The organism is Alteromonas sp. 4NH20-0104 (assembly GCF_057547795.1).
The window spans coordinates 291,676-306,225 of record NZ_BAAJLP010000001.1 but is presented as its reverse complement, the minus strand read 5'-3'; the positions used below and the strand labels follow the sequence as shown (position 1 = coordinate 306,225).

At 49.0% G+C, this 14,550-nt stretch carries 10 protein-coding genes; 2 read left to right on the top strand and 8 right to left on the bottom strand.

Features of this window, described 5'->3' with window-relative positions; all coding sequences use genetic code 11:
• The first annotated feature begins 114 nt into the window (after nt 1-114).
• The gene (locus tag AC27IB_RS01385) at nt 115-1,134 is read left to right on the top strand and encodes a LacI family DNA-binding transcriptional regulator (RefSeq protein ID WP_487118377.1); all 1,020 of its coding nucleotides are present in this window, start codon (nt 115-117) and stop codon (nt 1,132-1,134) included.
• Between the two features lie 28 nt (nt 1,135-1,162).
• Here the strand turns inward: AC27IB_RS01385 and AC27IB_RS01380 are convergent, their stop codons facing one another.
• From AC27IB_RS01380 to AC27IB_RS01365, 4 genes are all read right to left on the bottom strand, one after another.
• On the bottom strand, nt 1,163-2,008 hold the full coding sequence (locus tag AC27IB_RS01380; RefSeq protein WP_487118375.1) for a formate/nitrite transporter family protein: 846 nt from the start codon (nt 2,006-2,008) through the stop codon (nt 1,163-1,165).
• A gap of 137 nt (nt 2,009-2,145) precedes the next feature.
• Nucleotides 2,146-3,618 (bottom strand): tryptophan halogenase family protein, encoded by a 1,473-nt coding sequence (locus AC27IB_RS01375; RefSeq protein ID WP_487118373.1) that lies wholly within the window; start codon nt 3,616-3,618, stop codon nt 2,146-2,148.
• On the bottom strand, nt 3,615-5,105 hold the full coding sequence (locus AC27IB_RS01370; protein WP_487118371.1) for a tryptophan halogenase family protein: 1,491 nt from the start codon (nt 5,103-5,105) through the stop codon (nt 3,615-3,617). The genes AC27IB_RS01375 and AC27IB_RS01370 overlap by 4 nt, the downstream gene beginning before the upstream one ends.
• 120 nt (nt 5,106-5,225) lie before the next feature.
• On the bottom strand, nt 5,226-8,153 hold the full coding sequence (locus AC27IB_RS01365) for a TonB-dependent receptor (protein WP_487118369.1): 2,928 nt from the start codon (nt 8,151-8,153) through the stop codon (nt 5,226-5,228).
• A 477-nt stretch (nt 8,154-8,630) separates the two neighbouring features.
• On the opposite strand from AC27IB_RS01365, the gene AC27IB_RS01360 reads away from it, so the two are divergent.
• Nucleotides 8,631-9,902, top strand: a complete 1,272-nt coding sequence (locus tag AC27IB_RS01360; protein ID WP_487118367.1) for an NHL repeat-containing protein — start codon at nt 8,631-8,633, stop codon at nt 9,900-9,902.
• 54 nt (nt 9,903-9,956) lie between these two features.
• Here the strand turns inward: AC27IB_RS01360 and AC27IB_RS01355 are convergent, their stop codons facing one another.
• From AC27IB_RS01355 to AC27IB_RS01340, 4 genes are all read right to left on the bottom strand, one after another.
• The gene (locus AC27IB_RS01355; RefSeq protein ID WP_296046250.1) at nt 9,957-10,085 is read right to left on the bottom strand and encodes a hypothetical protein; all 129 of its coding nucleotides are present in this window, start codon (nt 10,083-10,085) and stop codon (nt 9,957-9,959) included.
• A gap of 70 nt (nt 10,086-10,155) precedes the next feature.
• Complete coding sequence (locus AC27IB_RS01350) at nt 10,156-11,748, bottom strand: serine hydrolase (protein WP_296046251.1); 1,593 nt, start codon at nt 11,746-11,748, stop codon at nt 10,156-10,158.
• A gap of 76 nt (nt 11,749-11,824) precedes the next feature.
• Nucleotides 11,825-12,424, bottom strand: coding sequence for a thymidine kinase (locus tag AC27IB_RS01345; RefSeq protein ID WP_296046254.1), 600 nt, complete (start codon nt 12,422-12,424; stop codon nt 11,825-11,827).
• 8 nt (nt 12,425-12,432) lie between these two features.
• A complete protein-coding gene (locus tag AC27IB_RS01340; protein WP_487118363.1) occupies nt 12,433-14,451 on the bottom strand; it encodes a putative bifunctional diguanylate cyclase/phosphodiesterase in 2,019 nt (672 codons plus the stop codon).
• Nucleotides 14,452-14,550 lie beyond the last annotated feature (99 nt).

Here is a 14,550-nt window from a genome sequence, read left to right as displayed (position 1 = left end):
TTTTATGCTAGAATTATTTTTAACAATTTTTTAAACTTAATGAAATTAAGAACATCTTAAGATACATTAAGAAGATCGCAGTCATGCAGACGGTTAGGAATAGTTGATAACTCTATGAAAAAGCTTACTTTAAAAGATGTTGCTAAGCAGCTTGGTGTGTCTACCGCGACTATTTCTAATGCGTTTAACCGTCCGGATCAGCTATCTGCCAACAAGCGCACTGAGATTCTGGAAGCCTGTAAAGAAATTGGTTATACCGGTCCAAACCGCGCGGCGCAGATCCTGCGCAAGGGGCATTCTAACATTGTTGCCCTGGTGCTGGCTGACAGCCTGGATTATATGGTCACCGACCCGGTTGCCAATACGTTTATTCAGGGCGTGTCACGAGTCCTGCGCGAAAACCAGAAACACCTGCTTTTATATGCTGGCGACTCAGATTCAATTACCGATGTGGTGGACTTTGTGGATGGATTCATCTGTTACGGTGCGCCACGCAATGGTTCATTATCCACCCAGTTAAACCAGCAGAGTAAGCCGGTGGTAACGGTAGACTTTAACCTGGAAGACAGACCGGCGATTAATATTGATAATGAAAAAGCCAGTTATGAGATTGCCAAAGCGGCGCTCAGGCCGGGGGATAAGGTCGCGATACTCGGTTTGCGTCTGATTGATTCACCCAGTACCTGTCGCATTTACGACAGTCCGCTGTTGGATGCGGAGTCTTCCATCACTCATCGTCGTCTGGACGGGTACCGGCGCGCGTTAGAGGAAACTGGCATCAAGGTTGAAACTGACTGGATCTGGAATTTACCGGAAAATGCCGGTATGTATGCGGTTCAGGCCGCCAGAGAAGTGCTACAAAGTTCACCGCGTCCCGATGTTATTCTGTGCATGAGTGATATTATTGCGCTGGAGTTACTGCAATGTGCGTTAACCATGGGAATCGATATTCCCGGTGAACTGCGAATTACCGGCTTTGACGGGATTGAAGAAGCGGCCCGCACCCGACCGTATATGGCTACCGTTTGCCAGTCGAGTGTTGAGAAAGGGATGGAGGCTGCCAAACTGTTGTTGTCTGGCGAGAATACCTCCATGTCACTGCCTTATGAAATCAAGCTCGGTGAAACCATCTGACTGACCGGCTGGTTGAGCAGTGGTTAATCTAATCTGACGCTAATTCCTGGGCAACCTGGCCGTGAGCCAGCAAGGCAAACAGGCCGGTGCCGCCGGCGATATTACCGAGTAATGTAGCCAGGATCAGCGTAGCGGTGTGCTGTAGCGTGACCTCTCCCTGCATAGTCAACAGGAACAACTCTGTGGAGCCGGCAATGACATGGGTGAAGTTGCCAATAGCAATCAGGTAAGTAAACATTACCACCACAAAAAAGGCGGCGTCCTGAACTGAGGGCTTCATCCAGACAATGCCCGCAATCAGAAAGCCAGAGGTGATCCCATAAGAAAAGGCCTCGGAGAACCCTAATTCAGCATAGTGCCGTGATACCGCATTCATGCCTTCAATGTACTCTGCTGGTACGGTGTGTAACCCATACATCAGGTAAGCTGCCAGCAGGGTGCCAGCCATATTCGCGACAAACACAATGCCCCATAAGCGACCCAGACATCCCAGCATACCCCAGGAGCGACGAGTCAGCAGTGGCAATATTACGGTCAGGGTGTTTTCGGTGAAAAGCTGTAAACGGCCCATAATAACCAATACAAATCCTACGGAGTAACCCAGGTTTTCGAGGGCAAACTGGTTTTCAGACCCGTTAAAAAGGGTGTGCAAAATACCTTCTGCCAGCACAGAAGTAGAAATACCTATTCCTGCCGCCACACCCGACCACCAAAGCGACATAAAGGGCCGTTTTAATTCTTCCAGTCCCTCGCGATGGATCACCGCATACAGCGAGACTGAATTTAAACTCTGGTGCTCACGGATATCCTGCTCTTCTTCGCGGGTTAACGGCGAATCGGCTGGATCATTGGCTTGTGGCTGGTCTCCTGACATGGTTTGTCCTTACTAAACATACAAAAAGAATCGAATTATCAATTTAGTACGTGTTCCGCAGGTAATTCGATTGGTTTGCCAATAAAGTCAAAGGTTAAGTCAGAAAGCGCAGAGCATGATTGTGTAGCAAACCGTGTTTACGGCGGACTAAAGTTAAGCAAACAGCCGGTAAAAAACGTTTCCAGTTGGTTTTGCTGGTAGAGATCAGCAGCGGTTAATCCGGTTTCAAGAGGCGGGAAGGCACCGTAACCAGCCAGTAAGCAATGCCACGAGGTATTGCCAAAATGCGAGTCCAGCTGCTGGCGCTGTATTTCCTGACCCAGGTCGCCTCTGCGATACCACACATTAAGAAGGTGCAATAATGAATCAGACAGGTTTTCATTATGTTGATTGGCCAGCCAATAGTCGCTGTCAGAGCGCGTATTTAGCCGGTAATGGGCGACGATATAATCGCGTACCCGTTCGAAGCGCTCACTGATAAGTTGATTGTAAGCATCGCGCTGAGTATTGGCAAAGCCGCCCTGTTCAATGTGATCGAGGAAAATCTCCACACTGGTTTGCACCAGATGCAGTGCAGTGGCTTCAAGTGGTTCAATAAAGCCCTGCGACAGGCCAACCGCCAGGCAGTTTTTCGCCCAGTGCTGCGCTACCTGTCCCACGTTCATGGTCAGTTTACGAAGTGTGGCGGTGGCTTCATCCACTCCCAGATGCCTGCATAATTCACTGGCGGCCTGATCATCACTAATAAAGTCGCTGCTGTATACATAGCCATTACCAGTGCGGTTCGTCAGCGGGATCTGCCACGCCCAGCCGGCGGACAGTGCCGTGGCCTGAGTTTCTACTGGTAACACCGTTTGAGCAGGAGTAGGGCAGACCACTGCTGAGTCGTTAAACAGGTTGTCTTTAAACGACTTAAAGTTAACCCCTAAGGTCTTTTGCAGCAGCAGTGACTGAAAGCCGGTGCAATCGATAAAAAAATCACCTTCAACACGCTCGCCTTCTTTGCTGTGCAGCGCGGCAATATCGCCGTTGGGATGGCATTCTACGTCGGTGATATTCAGCGCTTTATGTACCACGCCCAATCCCTGAGCATGGCGTTTTAAAAATTCGCCGACGAGGCCTGAGTCGAAATGGTAGCCGTATTCAATACGAAAGGGAAAGTTTGCCGGCGTCACCGGGCTACGTTGATGGTTTGCCAGCCAGCCGTTAAACAAAAATTTGTCGGGGCTGGTGGTGACATCCTGACCTAAGCGACGGTGAAAACAGTTTACATGAAACGCCCGCTCACTGAATGTATCGAGCTGACTGATAAACGGGTGTGAATAACTGGCGATATTGGCGCCCGGGCTCCATCCCGAGAATCGAATACTGACTTTATAGGTGGCATTGCACGCTGACATCCAGTCCTTTTCAGCGATGCCCATATCGGCGAAAAACCGCTTTAGCGTGGGTGTCGAGCCTTCGCCAACGCCGATAATGCCGATGTCCGGTGATTCTACCAACACAATTTGCACGGGCTTATCCTGCCAGCGCCGGGCCAGCAGGTTAGCGGTCATCCAGCCCGCAGTGCCGCCACCGGCAATGACGATCCGTTGTGGCTTTGCGATCATGCGTTGATATACCGTTGTATAAATTCATCGTGGCCTAACAGCTTGCTTACGGGCTGCTGTTTTGCCTGGTGAATCTGCTGCATAGCGCTGAGCAGGGTTTGCTTATCCATCGCATTGACTGCGCCATGATAATCTACCGGAGACAGGCCTTGTCCCATCATTACCTGTACCCAGGATGCATCCCGGAACATGTCATTTTGTTCGTTGAATATAGCGGCCGTTTCCTTAAAGGCCGCAATTTTCTGGGCTAGTCTGTCCGGAATAGTCATTTCGCGCATCGCTCGCCAGAACTCGCTGTCGTCACGTTCATTAACGTGGTAATGGAGAATAATAAAGTCGCGGATAGTTTCATATTCATCCTGGGACTCGGCGTTATACATGTCGATCATCGCCGCAGAAATCCCCTGATTAGGAAACATCTTCATCAGGCGAATAATACCGGATTGAATCAGGTGGATACTGGTGGACTCCAGGGGCTCGAGGAAGCCGCTGGCTAAGCCGATAGCGACCACATTTTTACACCATTGCTGCTCAGTTCGTCCGGTATGAAACCGAATGGTCCTGGGCTCATCCAGCGCTTTGCTGTCCAGATTACTCATCAATGTGTCGGTAGCCTGCTCGTCGGTGGTAAAACGCGAGCTGTAAACCATACCATTGCCGTTTCGGTGGGTTAGCGGAATACGCCATTGCCAGCCGCAATCATGGGCAATGCTGCGAGTATAGGGCAGTGTTTTATCAAATCGTTCACTGGGCACGGCCTGGGCTGAGTCTGCGGGTAGCCAGTGACTCCAGTCCTCGTAATTAACGCCCAGGGTTTGACGAATCAGCAGGCCGCGTAAACCGGTGCAGTCAATAAATAAGTCGCCTTCAATCTGCCGACCATCGGTAAGTTGTAAACCGGTAACAAAACCGCTCTTCGCGTTTTGCTGAACATGCTCAATAATGCCCTCAGTGCGTTTTACCCCGCCTTGTTCTGCAAAGCGGCGCAAGAACTGTCCGTACAGTGCTGAGTCGAAATGATAGGCATAGGGCATGTCATAGAGCGGATTCTGAGTATTAATTTTATTAAACTTGCCTTGTTGGCAGGCGAGATAATTAAGATCAAAGTCCCAGAATGATTTATCTAAGCCGGCCTCTCTGGCTTTCAGCCAGTAATGATGGAAACTACAAAAGCCCATAGTGGTGCCAGGCGCACCAAAGGTGTGAAAGTAGCTCTCGCCAGGTTTACGCCAGTTTTCAAATTTAATGGCCAGTTTAATGGTGCCCTGGGTTTCCCTCAGAAAGGCTTTTTCGTCGATCCCTAAAAAGCGGTTAAAAGTCTGGATTGGCGGGATTGTCGCTTCGCCAACGCCTACAATACCAATTTGCTCGGACTCGACGAGTTCGATAGTAACGCTGTTACCCAGCACTTTGTTAAGCAGTGCGGCGGCCATCCAACCGGCTGTGCCGCCACCGGCAATGACCACTTTTTTAATTGCATCAGGCATGAATCATCCTTTGAGCATGTTTTCATCGGTTTGCTTTTGACTCTAGTGAAATTAAAATGAAAAGCAAACCTCCCAGAACAAAAAAGCCCCACAAATGCGGGGCTTTTTAACAGGTTACTCTTAGTAGAACGAGTAGTTGAAGTTCAGCATGTAAGAAGGACCAAACTCACGTCGCAGGGTCACGATGCCGTCGCCGCCGATGGTTTCTTCTTTTTCATCTGTCAGGTTAGTACCCTGCAGTGAAATACGCAGACCTTCAAGGTACTCAATACCACTGCCTTCAAAGTCGTAGCTGATTTGCGCATCAACCTGAGTGATCTTGTCACGGGTTGCGGTTTCAATTTTGTTAGAGCCACCACGCTGGTAGGTTGCAAATTCAGAGCGGTCGGTAGCGGCCACACGAACTTCAAAACCATTCATCTCGTAGTAAGCAGTCAGTGACAATACCTGGTCAGACTGACCTGGAATTGGGTTTCCATTTTCCAGTTCTGCATCGATGATAGTGGCAGAGCCTGCAAAACCAAAGCCTTCCAGTGCACCAATAAAGTTACCCAGTGGGATATTGGCGGTCAGCTCAGTACCTTTTACTTCACCTTTCAGACCATCCTGGAAGTACTCGAAATAACCAAAGTCCGGCGGCGTAGCTAAATCACCTGCGTTGTATGCCACGTTGGCCGGACCATACAGACCGGTGGTCTGGATAATACGGTCGTGGAAGCCAGGGATAAAGTAGTTGGCGCCATTGTTGGTTGAATCGTTGGTAAAGTCGATTAACTCACGAGCGTCATCTGTCCAGTTAACCAGGTCTTTGTAGAAGAACGTTAAGGCAACATAACCTTCGTTGTCGAAGTACTTCTCGAAAGACAGGTCGAAGTTATTGGCTTCAAGCGGACGTAACGACGGGTTACCCTGGAACTTGCTCCATGGAGAACCTAATTGCTCTACATCTGCCTGGCTGTTTGGAATCGTAATTAAGTCAACGTTCTGGTCGAACTTAACAAAACCTGATGCCTTCATCTGATCGATACGGGCACGGCTGATGGTTTTGTTGGCCGCGACACGAATGTACTGGTTGTCGTCAACTTCAATGCTTACGTTCAGGCTTGGCAGGAAGTGGCTGTACTCATCGCCGTCACTTAAGATACAGTCTGAATCTACCTGGCCGTCGTTGTTGTCGTCACATACGGCGAAGTTTGAGCCGACAATACCCAGATAACCAGTAGACGACTGAGTGGTATCCACATACTGCGCACCAAAGTTACCAATAACCGGGAAGCCATTGATTTCAGTTTCGAAATCAAACTTGGCATAAATGGTCACAACTTCTTCGTCAACGGTGTAGCTGTCACCTAAACGGTCCGGCTCAAGCAGGCCTGCGTCATTCAGGGTATATTCGCCATCGTTGTACGGGGCAAAACCGTCGTAAGCAACTACCTGACCAAAGCCTGCCCAGCTCAGATCGGCCAGTCCGTTATACAGGTACTCTGAAGGAATGGCTTCTGAGTAAGGGTAAGAGGAAGCAGTGGCAAAGAAACCTTTGTTGTCCTTCATCTTGTAACGATCGCTGTAGTTAACACCATACTGAATCTTGTTGATAATTCCCCACTCTACATAGCCTTCTGCTTCAACCCGAACTGTAGTCAGTTCTTCTTCGAAGTCTGCGTAGTTTAAGAAACCATCCTGTGCATTTAAGTAGCTGAATGGGATTGGGTTGCCATCAGCGTCAGTAAATACAGTGTTTACGCCTGTAGCAAACTGGTCGGCAATGTTAGCCATACCGCCACCCCATTGCTGCGGGCCGGTAAGTTGTAACAGAGATGGATCGGAGAATGCTTCCAGACCAGTGCTGCCAGTGAAGAATACCCCGTCAGGACTCATTTGGAATTGGCGGGTGCCGAAAGAATCGATGGCACCGTTACGTGCTAAACCAGCGTAAGACTCACCACGCAGGTCGCGTTTTTCTGACTGACTGTTGGCTGCATCAACCATTACCGACCAGTTGTCATCAATGTTGTATTTAACGTTCAGACCAAAAGTTTGCAGCTCACCGTCTTTTTGCGCCGGGTCAGTACGCAGCACCGGGTTAACGCCCACCTGAGTACCAGAAACATTGGTGCCGCTACCGCTTAGTGAAGCCGGATCGGCATTGAAGGGTTCGATAAAACCACGAATAACGCCTGAATCTGAGTAATCGATACTCAGCGCATCTACTACGATATCGAGATTATCGGTAGGACGCCATTGGAGTACGGCTGAAATGGTGTCACGGTCGAGTTCACGGCTGATGGCCTGAGTATCCAGACCCGATGGCGTGATTTGACCTGCGTCATTGGCACTGTATCCCCAAACACCATATTTACGTTCGTTACGTGGTGATTCAGTGGTCGCCAGTGCCACAGCGATACCCACTGTGTCATCAGCAAATTTTTCAACAAAAGATAACGCCAGGCGTTTGCCGGTGTTATCAAATTCCGGGTTGTCAGAGTCGTTACCGCCCATCTCATAAACACCGGTCAGTGTCAGTGTTTCCTGTGCTGCAAGCGGACGTACAGTTTGTAAATCAACCGTACCACCAATGCCCTGAACCATCAGGTTGGCTTCAGTGGTTTTATAAATGGTTGCACCGGTCATGATTTCAGAAGGGTACAGGTCGTATTCAACGCCACGGTTATCGCCAATACCAATCAGCTCACGGCCATTTAAGGATGTACCGGTGAAATCTTCTTTAAAACCACGAACAGAGATACCCGAAGTCCGGCCGCCAACGCGCTCGCCGGCAAGACCTGGCAGACGTGCCAGTGATTCAGCAATCGAAGAGTCTGGTAATTTACCGATGTCTTCGGCAGAAATGGCTTCAACAATCGACGTGTTGTCCATCTTGATGGCCTGAGCACGCATCAAGGAGCCGCGAATACCTTTTACTGCAATTACTTCTACATCAGGTTCTTTGGCGCTATTGTTTTCTTGTGATAACGCGTGGCCTGAATACATTGCTGAGGTCACAGCCAGTGACAACAGTGCTGGTTTAAAAATGTGTTTAGTCTTCATGTTTAGTGCCCTAACTAAAGTGTGAACGGTGCAATCTTGTTACATCGATGTTAACAATAGTTAAAGTTTTAGCGGGCGTCAAGTCATTTTCTTAATCAATTAAGTAAATTTTTTTAACTTTATTTACTGTGGCTTAGTGGTGGTATGTGTAGGTCGTTTATCCGGTTGGTTTTTTTCGATTAAGTATGATTATTAAAAATAAGTAAATAACGAATATTTTTTACATTTATAATTATGCATAAATAAAGATGATGCCTAACAATTTACTTAGTAAAGGTAGAACAAACTTCACAAAAGTATAAATTTAAGCGCTGATTATTTTGTTAAGCCTGTAAAGTGACTTAACCAGGCAGCAAACCGCAGCAAAATAGGCGCTGGCGCGGTGAATGTACTGGGCATTCTGAGCGGGGTTTGTTAGCTTAAGAAAACGTAATGAGCTACAACCTATCAGGCACCGATTGCCATGGAGTATGAACAGTGAAATTATTCGGTGGGTTATTTTTCTTTATCGTTATCGCGATTGTTGTATTTGGCTGGCTGAGCAGCGGGACCGGTTCCAATACTGCTGGCGGCGAAACACCTTATACACCTTCTGTTACCGAAATCGTTAAACCGGTGAAGCAGCATTACGAACCGGTTGCTGAGCGTCATTTTAAAAAGCCTCTTGTTGAACCCGTTAGTCTAGCAAATATTGGTCGTACTGATGTGTCCTGGGGGGCGGTGGGTAATGATACGGCAGGCAATATCTATGTTGGCCTGGCAGAGTCTTACGGCGATCCCAGGAGTGCGTATCTGGTTAAGATTAATGCCATGGGGCAGTCTGCAGTGCTGGGAGATGTATTAACCGAGCTTAAACGCGAAGGCATTGGTTCGGCTACACAGAGCCAGGGCAAAATTCACAGCCAGATTGTGCCCGCCCGAGACGGTTACATTTACTTTTCCAGTTTTGATGAAGCCGGCGAGACGGAGGTACGTTTACCTGACTACGGCGGTCACCTATGGCGGGTGAATTCAGCTTCCGGGCAATGGGAGCACTTGCTGGCCACACCGGAGGCACTTATTGCCGTGAATACCGATGGTCATTATGTTTATGCACTTGGCTATTGGGGTCATGTTTTATATCAGTACAACACGCAAACGGGTGAGGTACGGAAAAACGAAGTGGGTTCGGTGCCTGGTCATGTGTCGCGCCACTTTTTAGTTGATGGCAAGGGGCATGTGTATGTACCTAAAATATCGCAGAGCGGCATCAACACCGAACCTACGGCTATGCTGGTTGAGTTTGACCAGAACCTGAATCCGGTCACCGAGTATCCTCTACCAGATTACAAGAGCAAGAATATGGGCCGTTACCGGGGCATTATAGCCTATACCAATATGCGTAATGGTGATGTCTATTTCACGCTGGGACAGGGCTATTTATTGCAAATTCAGGCGAATGAATCGGGGGCTGAAAAGCTGATAAATCACGGCCTGTTTAATCCGGCTGGTGAGGCAAATATTCCCAGTTTGTTTACCATTGATGGTGAACAGTTTGTGATGGGGGTCAGTCGTCGATCAGACGCCGATGCGGAATGGCTGATATATGAAAAAATATCCGGTGCCACGGTGAATTACACAATGCCCGAACTGAACGACTTTTTGTTTTTCGGGACTGAGGTGAAAGATGCCTCGGGCAACTTTTATCTGGTAGGGCAGGACCGCTCATCCCGCAAGCCGAAAGTGGTTAAATTAACTTTCCCGGAATAATTGAGCGCCCTGAGTGGGCGCTCAATCTCGGTGTAATCGGTAAGCCTGTGCCGGCTAGTCATTAGTTGGCGCAGTTTTACACAGTTGGTCGCCGTAGTAATTATTGGCATAGTTACAGGCCATTTCAGCCTGACGATTTTCAGCCGCGATCCGCTGTTTGATTTGGGCTATTAATTTACTCATGTGTCTGTCTCCTTATTGGTTACAGACACTATAGAAGTGTTTTATATTTCTTTATATTAATTAAAAATGATTACTCTGATAGGTTTTGTGAATCACTCCTGGTGAAATACATATCGCTGTATTCGTGAGCGTCTTTTTGCTTATCAGTAAACGGATACAAGCTAAACCCGGTGATCTGCCGCTGTGTATTCACATCAAAGTGAATAAAGGCATCGCCGGCGGCGTTCTGGTTATCCCAGCGGATCACAAAAGTATGATCGGCAAACGGTGTCAGGGTGCCGGTTAAGGTGGTCATTTTTTCGGATTGGATCCGCAACTCGCCGTTTACCATGGCAATGGTCAGTTGCCCAAACCACTGATCCGAGAATTGCCCGGCATAGGCAAGCGGATCCAGAATAACTTCTCCTGTTCCCTCAGGCACAGAATGATTGGCCAGATAAACCGCTTCACGTTCGGCCTGATACTCTTTCAGGGTTTGAACCCAGTCTGTTTTTTCCTGGGGGGCCAGGTAGGCCTTTAAAATATGCTGCATTACAGCGCTGCGGGCACCGTAGTTTGAGCCGTTATTTAACAGCACAATGCCTAACTCAAGATCCGGCACCAGGGTTACGTAAGCCTGATAACCAGAGAGCGTGCCGGTATGAGAGACCACTTTATGACCATACACATCCGCTAACCGCCAGCCCAGTCCATAGGACTTGAGGCTGATATTGTCCCATTCTTCATCCGTGCCGGAGACCGGTAAAACCTGATGGGCTTTTTGCATAAACGCGATCTGTGCAGGACTCAGCAAAGTCTGGCCATCAGCTGTTTGGCCGTCATTCAGCCACATGCTGACCCACTTGAGCATTTCAGCCGCGTTACACACGATACCTCCCGCTGCCGCAGACACCAGTTCACTGCCGTGAATGGCATTACGTGGTATGGCATACAGACCGCGCTCATCATTGTGACCGTAACTCATTGCAACATTTTGCAACGCGCTATCGTTCAGATCGCCGGCAAAGCACTGCATGTCCAGTGGCGTAAATATCTTTTCTTTTATCACCTTGGCATAGGGTTTTTCGTAGAGCCGGGCCACCGCCTCTCCGGCGGTAATGAACATTAAGTTACTGTAGGCATATTCGCTGCGAAAACTGCTGACCGGTGTTAAATAGCGCAGGTTGTGGATGATTTCCTGGCGGCTGAAGCCGCTCGGTTCCGGCCACAACATACTGTCTCCTGCACCGCTGGCAAGGCCTGAACGGTGGGTAAGCAGGTCCAGTAAAGTAAACTCCCGGGTAACCCAGGGATCCTGCATCTGAAACTCAGGCAGAATGTCAGTGACCTTGGTTTGCCAGCTCAGTGAAAATTCATCGATGGCCATGGCCAGGGCTGCAGCCGTGAAGGCTTTGGACGTCGAGGCCAGGCGAAAATACGTTTCCGGGGTAACTGCTGAGTCGTCAGTTAGGTTACGCTGTCCTACACCATTCAGATAAACTACCTGACCCTGATGGATGACACCAACACCCATGCCCGGCGTGTAAAACTCAGTCAAGGCTTGCTCGATAACGCGGGTGGTATTTTCAGGTGGTGCAGTCGGTAAGGCCGTAGAAGCGGAGCAGGCGGTCGTTGATAATAACACCAGGCTGGCAAAGAGATGGGTAGCGCGAGTGGCAAACATACTGATTCCCTGAAAAATGAATATTTGGAATAATTTATTCAATTTGCAGGGTCGCGCTGCGATTGTCAATGTTATCTTATGCTTCGCTGGATTTGGACGGGTCCCACACCAGCGCTTTGAAATGCTTACGGCACATGGATTCGTAGCGATCGTTGCCGCCAATTTCGACCTGGGCGCCACTGGTCACCGCTACCCCGTTTTCATCGATACGCACCACAAAATTGGCTTTGCGACCACAATGACACACGGTTTTGAGTTCAAATAGTTTATCGGCCCAGGCCAGCAGGTAATGGCTGCCGGTGAAGGTCTCCCCTAAGAAGTCGGTACGCAGGCCATAGGCCAGTACGGGAATATCCAACTCATCAACCACTTCAATAAGCTGCGATACCTGTGCTTTGGTTAAGAACTGCGCCTCATCAATAAAGACACAATCGACGTAGTGCTCACTGTGCAATTTCGCAATAAGAGTGAGCAAATCATCATCTTCATTATAGAGCCTGGCGTCGGCTTCCAGACCAATGCGTGAAGCCACTTTACCGCTGCCGAAACGATTATCCAGCGCGAAAGTGAAAATGAGTGGGTTCATACCCCGTTCGCGATAGTTGTAAGCCGATTGAAGAAGTGAAGTTGATTTACCGGCATTCATTGCCGAATAATAAAAATATAGTTGCGCCATAGTCTTTTCTACTTATTATCCTGCCAGCTAGTATACCATTCCTGCAGGGCTTTTTTCTCTAACGGGCGGGCAAATAAATACCCCTGCAGGCAGTCGACACCCAGCAGGCGAAGTAAGCTGGCCTGTTCTTCTGTTTCAACGCCCTCAGCCACCGTTTTACAGCCAAGCGCCTTGGCCATTAATACCGTTGCTTTAACAATAGCATCACTGCTAAGCGTCATTTGCTGCACAAAGGCGCGGTCGATTTTTAGCAAGTCAAAGTCCAGTGACTGGAGCAGGTTTAACGAAGAAAAGCCGGTGCCAAAGTCATCGATAGCAACCTTTACTCGCCGGGCTTTCAAGGCACTGATATTGGTTGTAAGGACTGCCATGTCGTCAGCGAAAATAGATTCGGTGACTTCCAGATGTAAACGCTGAGGAGCCAGCCCGGAACTCGCCAGTGCCCGGTCGACGCAGGCAATGAAGTCTTCACTGACCAGTTGTAATACAGAAACGTTAACTGACACACCAAAGGTTTGATCGTCCCATTGAGCGGCATCAATGCAAGCCCGGTGTAAAACCCAGGTGCCAATATCATGGATAGCCCCGCTTTTCTCGGCCAGCGGGATAAACTCGTCGGGGCTGTTCCAGACACCGTTAAATTGCCAGCGCAATAAGGCTTCAATGGCCCACAGGCGATTTGATGTGGCATCGATTATCGGTTGATAGACCACCTGAAGCTGTTTTTTCTCTATTGCCTGGCGCAAACCTTCGCGCAACTGCTGCTCATGGTGCATCTTGTCGTACAAGGCTTCTGTGTAAATACCTACCAGACCCGGAGAAGTGCGCTTGTAGTGATACATGGTCAGGTCGGCTAACTGCACCAACGTAGAAGCAGAATCACCATGTACCGGGTACAAGGCAATGCCTATGGTGGCGTCAAGAGACAGCGGGCTGTTGGCTATGGGATTCAGCGTGGTCAGGCTGCTTTTGATGGCTAACGCGATTGCCACGGCAGTATCACCATCGGCGTGGGGCAGAATAATAATAAATTCATCGCCGCCCCAACGGCCAATACAATTGGCTTCACAGTACTCGCTAAGCTTGCCGGCCACCTTGGATAACACTACATCACCGGCCTGGTGCCCCAGGCTGTCGTTGATTTGTTTGAAACCATCAAGGTCGATGAACAACACTGCCATGGAAGTCTTGCCGTTAGTGGCCCGCTCCAGAATGGCATTGAAGTTTTGCATAAACCCAATGCGGTTCATTAAGTTTGTCAGCGGATCGCGATTAGAAATATCCTGTAGCTCTTTTGTACGACGATTCACTTCTGACTCGAGATTGCTGTTGGCATGGTCGAGTTTCTGATTAGAGTCGAGTAACGCCTGGTTAACTCTTCTGACCTCATTCCGTTCCTGACGCATCAGGGTAACTAACTCTTCGTTTTCGTGCTTGATGGCTATGGCTTGCTTAGTGAAGTCATTTGCTTTCACCGCGGCACTGCACATGGCTACCCAAAACATAGTGCCTAAACCACCAAGCAGGATAAATTGCTCGTCACTGTCGAACAGGGCGCGAACCGATAACGGTAGTAGCACTAAGGTTGTATACAGCAACACCAACGGTAAATGGGAGGCCAGAGTGGTTGCTGCGCCGCCAGCCATGGCGGCAACAATGACCATTGTGGTAGACAGTTCGATTAATGACATACTTTCGTACAGGCTGACGCAGAAAAATGCCCATACCAGTCCTGAAAGGGTAGACCCCAGTACAAATCGCATTAATGGCCAGCGCGGCGGGTAGTTACTGTTGCGCAGGCGCAGATACCAGTAGGCGCCATCGAAGGTGCGCAGCAATGTCAGGAAAATCATGCCTGCCCACAGCGAAAACTTATATGAGGCTATTTCGGGATTGGCAAAACCAAAAGTAATGGCGCTGATACTCAGGATGGTCATCACCAGCCCGGTAAAAAGGTTGGCGTACAATAATTCGACAACTTCTCTGGTAGTCGTGATACTCGCTGATGAAGGCGGTGACTTGATCATGTTGCGTTTAATACTCAGTGTGCGGGCTACTCCGGGCGGTTTCCCGGAATGTTCAGACGCGCTCCGCGCAAATTACAAATGCTGTTTGTTTTATAGTGT

What these genes read in the sequence shown, in the direction of transcription:
- AC27IB_RS01375 (WP_487118373.1), bottom strand. Translation starts at nt 3,618, where the DNA reads ATGATCGCAAAGCCACAACGGATCGTCATTGCCGGTGGCGGCACTGCG.
- AC27IB_RS01350 (WP_296046251.1), bottom strand. Translation starts at nt 11,748, where the DNA reads ATGTTTGCCACTCGCGCTACCCATCTCTTTGCCAGCCTGGTGTTATTA.
- AC27IB_RS01345 (WP_296046254.1), bottom strand. Translation starts at nt 12,424, where the DNA reads ATGGCGCAACTATATTTTTATTATTCGGCAATGAATGCCGGTAAATCA.
- AC27IB_RS01370 (WP_487118371.1), bottom strand. Translation starts at nt 5,105, where the DNA reads ATGCCTGATGCAATTAAAAAAGTGGTCATTGCCGGTGGCGGCACAGCC.
- AC27IB_RS01385 (WP_487118377.1), top strand. Translation starts at nt 115, where the DNA reads ATGAAAAAGCTTACTTTAAAAGATGTTGCTAAGCAGCTTGGTGTGTCT.
- AC27IB_RS01380 (WP_487118375.1), bottom strand. Translation starts at nt 2,008, where the DNA reads ATGTCAGGAGACCAGCCACAAGCCAATGATCCAGCCGATTCGCCGTTA.
- AC27IB_RS01355 (WP_296046250.1), bottom strand. Translation starts at nt 10,085, where the DNA reads ATGAGTAAATTAATAGCCCAAATCAAACAGCGGATCGCGGCTGAAAAT.
- AC27IB_RS01365 (WP_487118369.1), bottom strand. Translation starts at nt 8,153, where the DNA reads ATGAAGACTAAACACATTTTTAAACCAGCACTGTTGTCACTGGCTGTG.
- AC27IB_RS01340 (WP_487118363.1), bottom strand. Translation starts at nt 14,451, where the DNA reads ATGATCAAGTCACCGCCTTCATCAGCGAGTATCACGACTACCAGAGAA.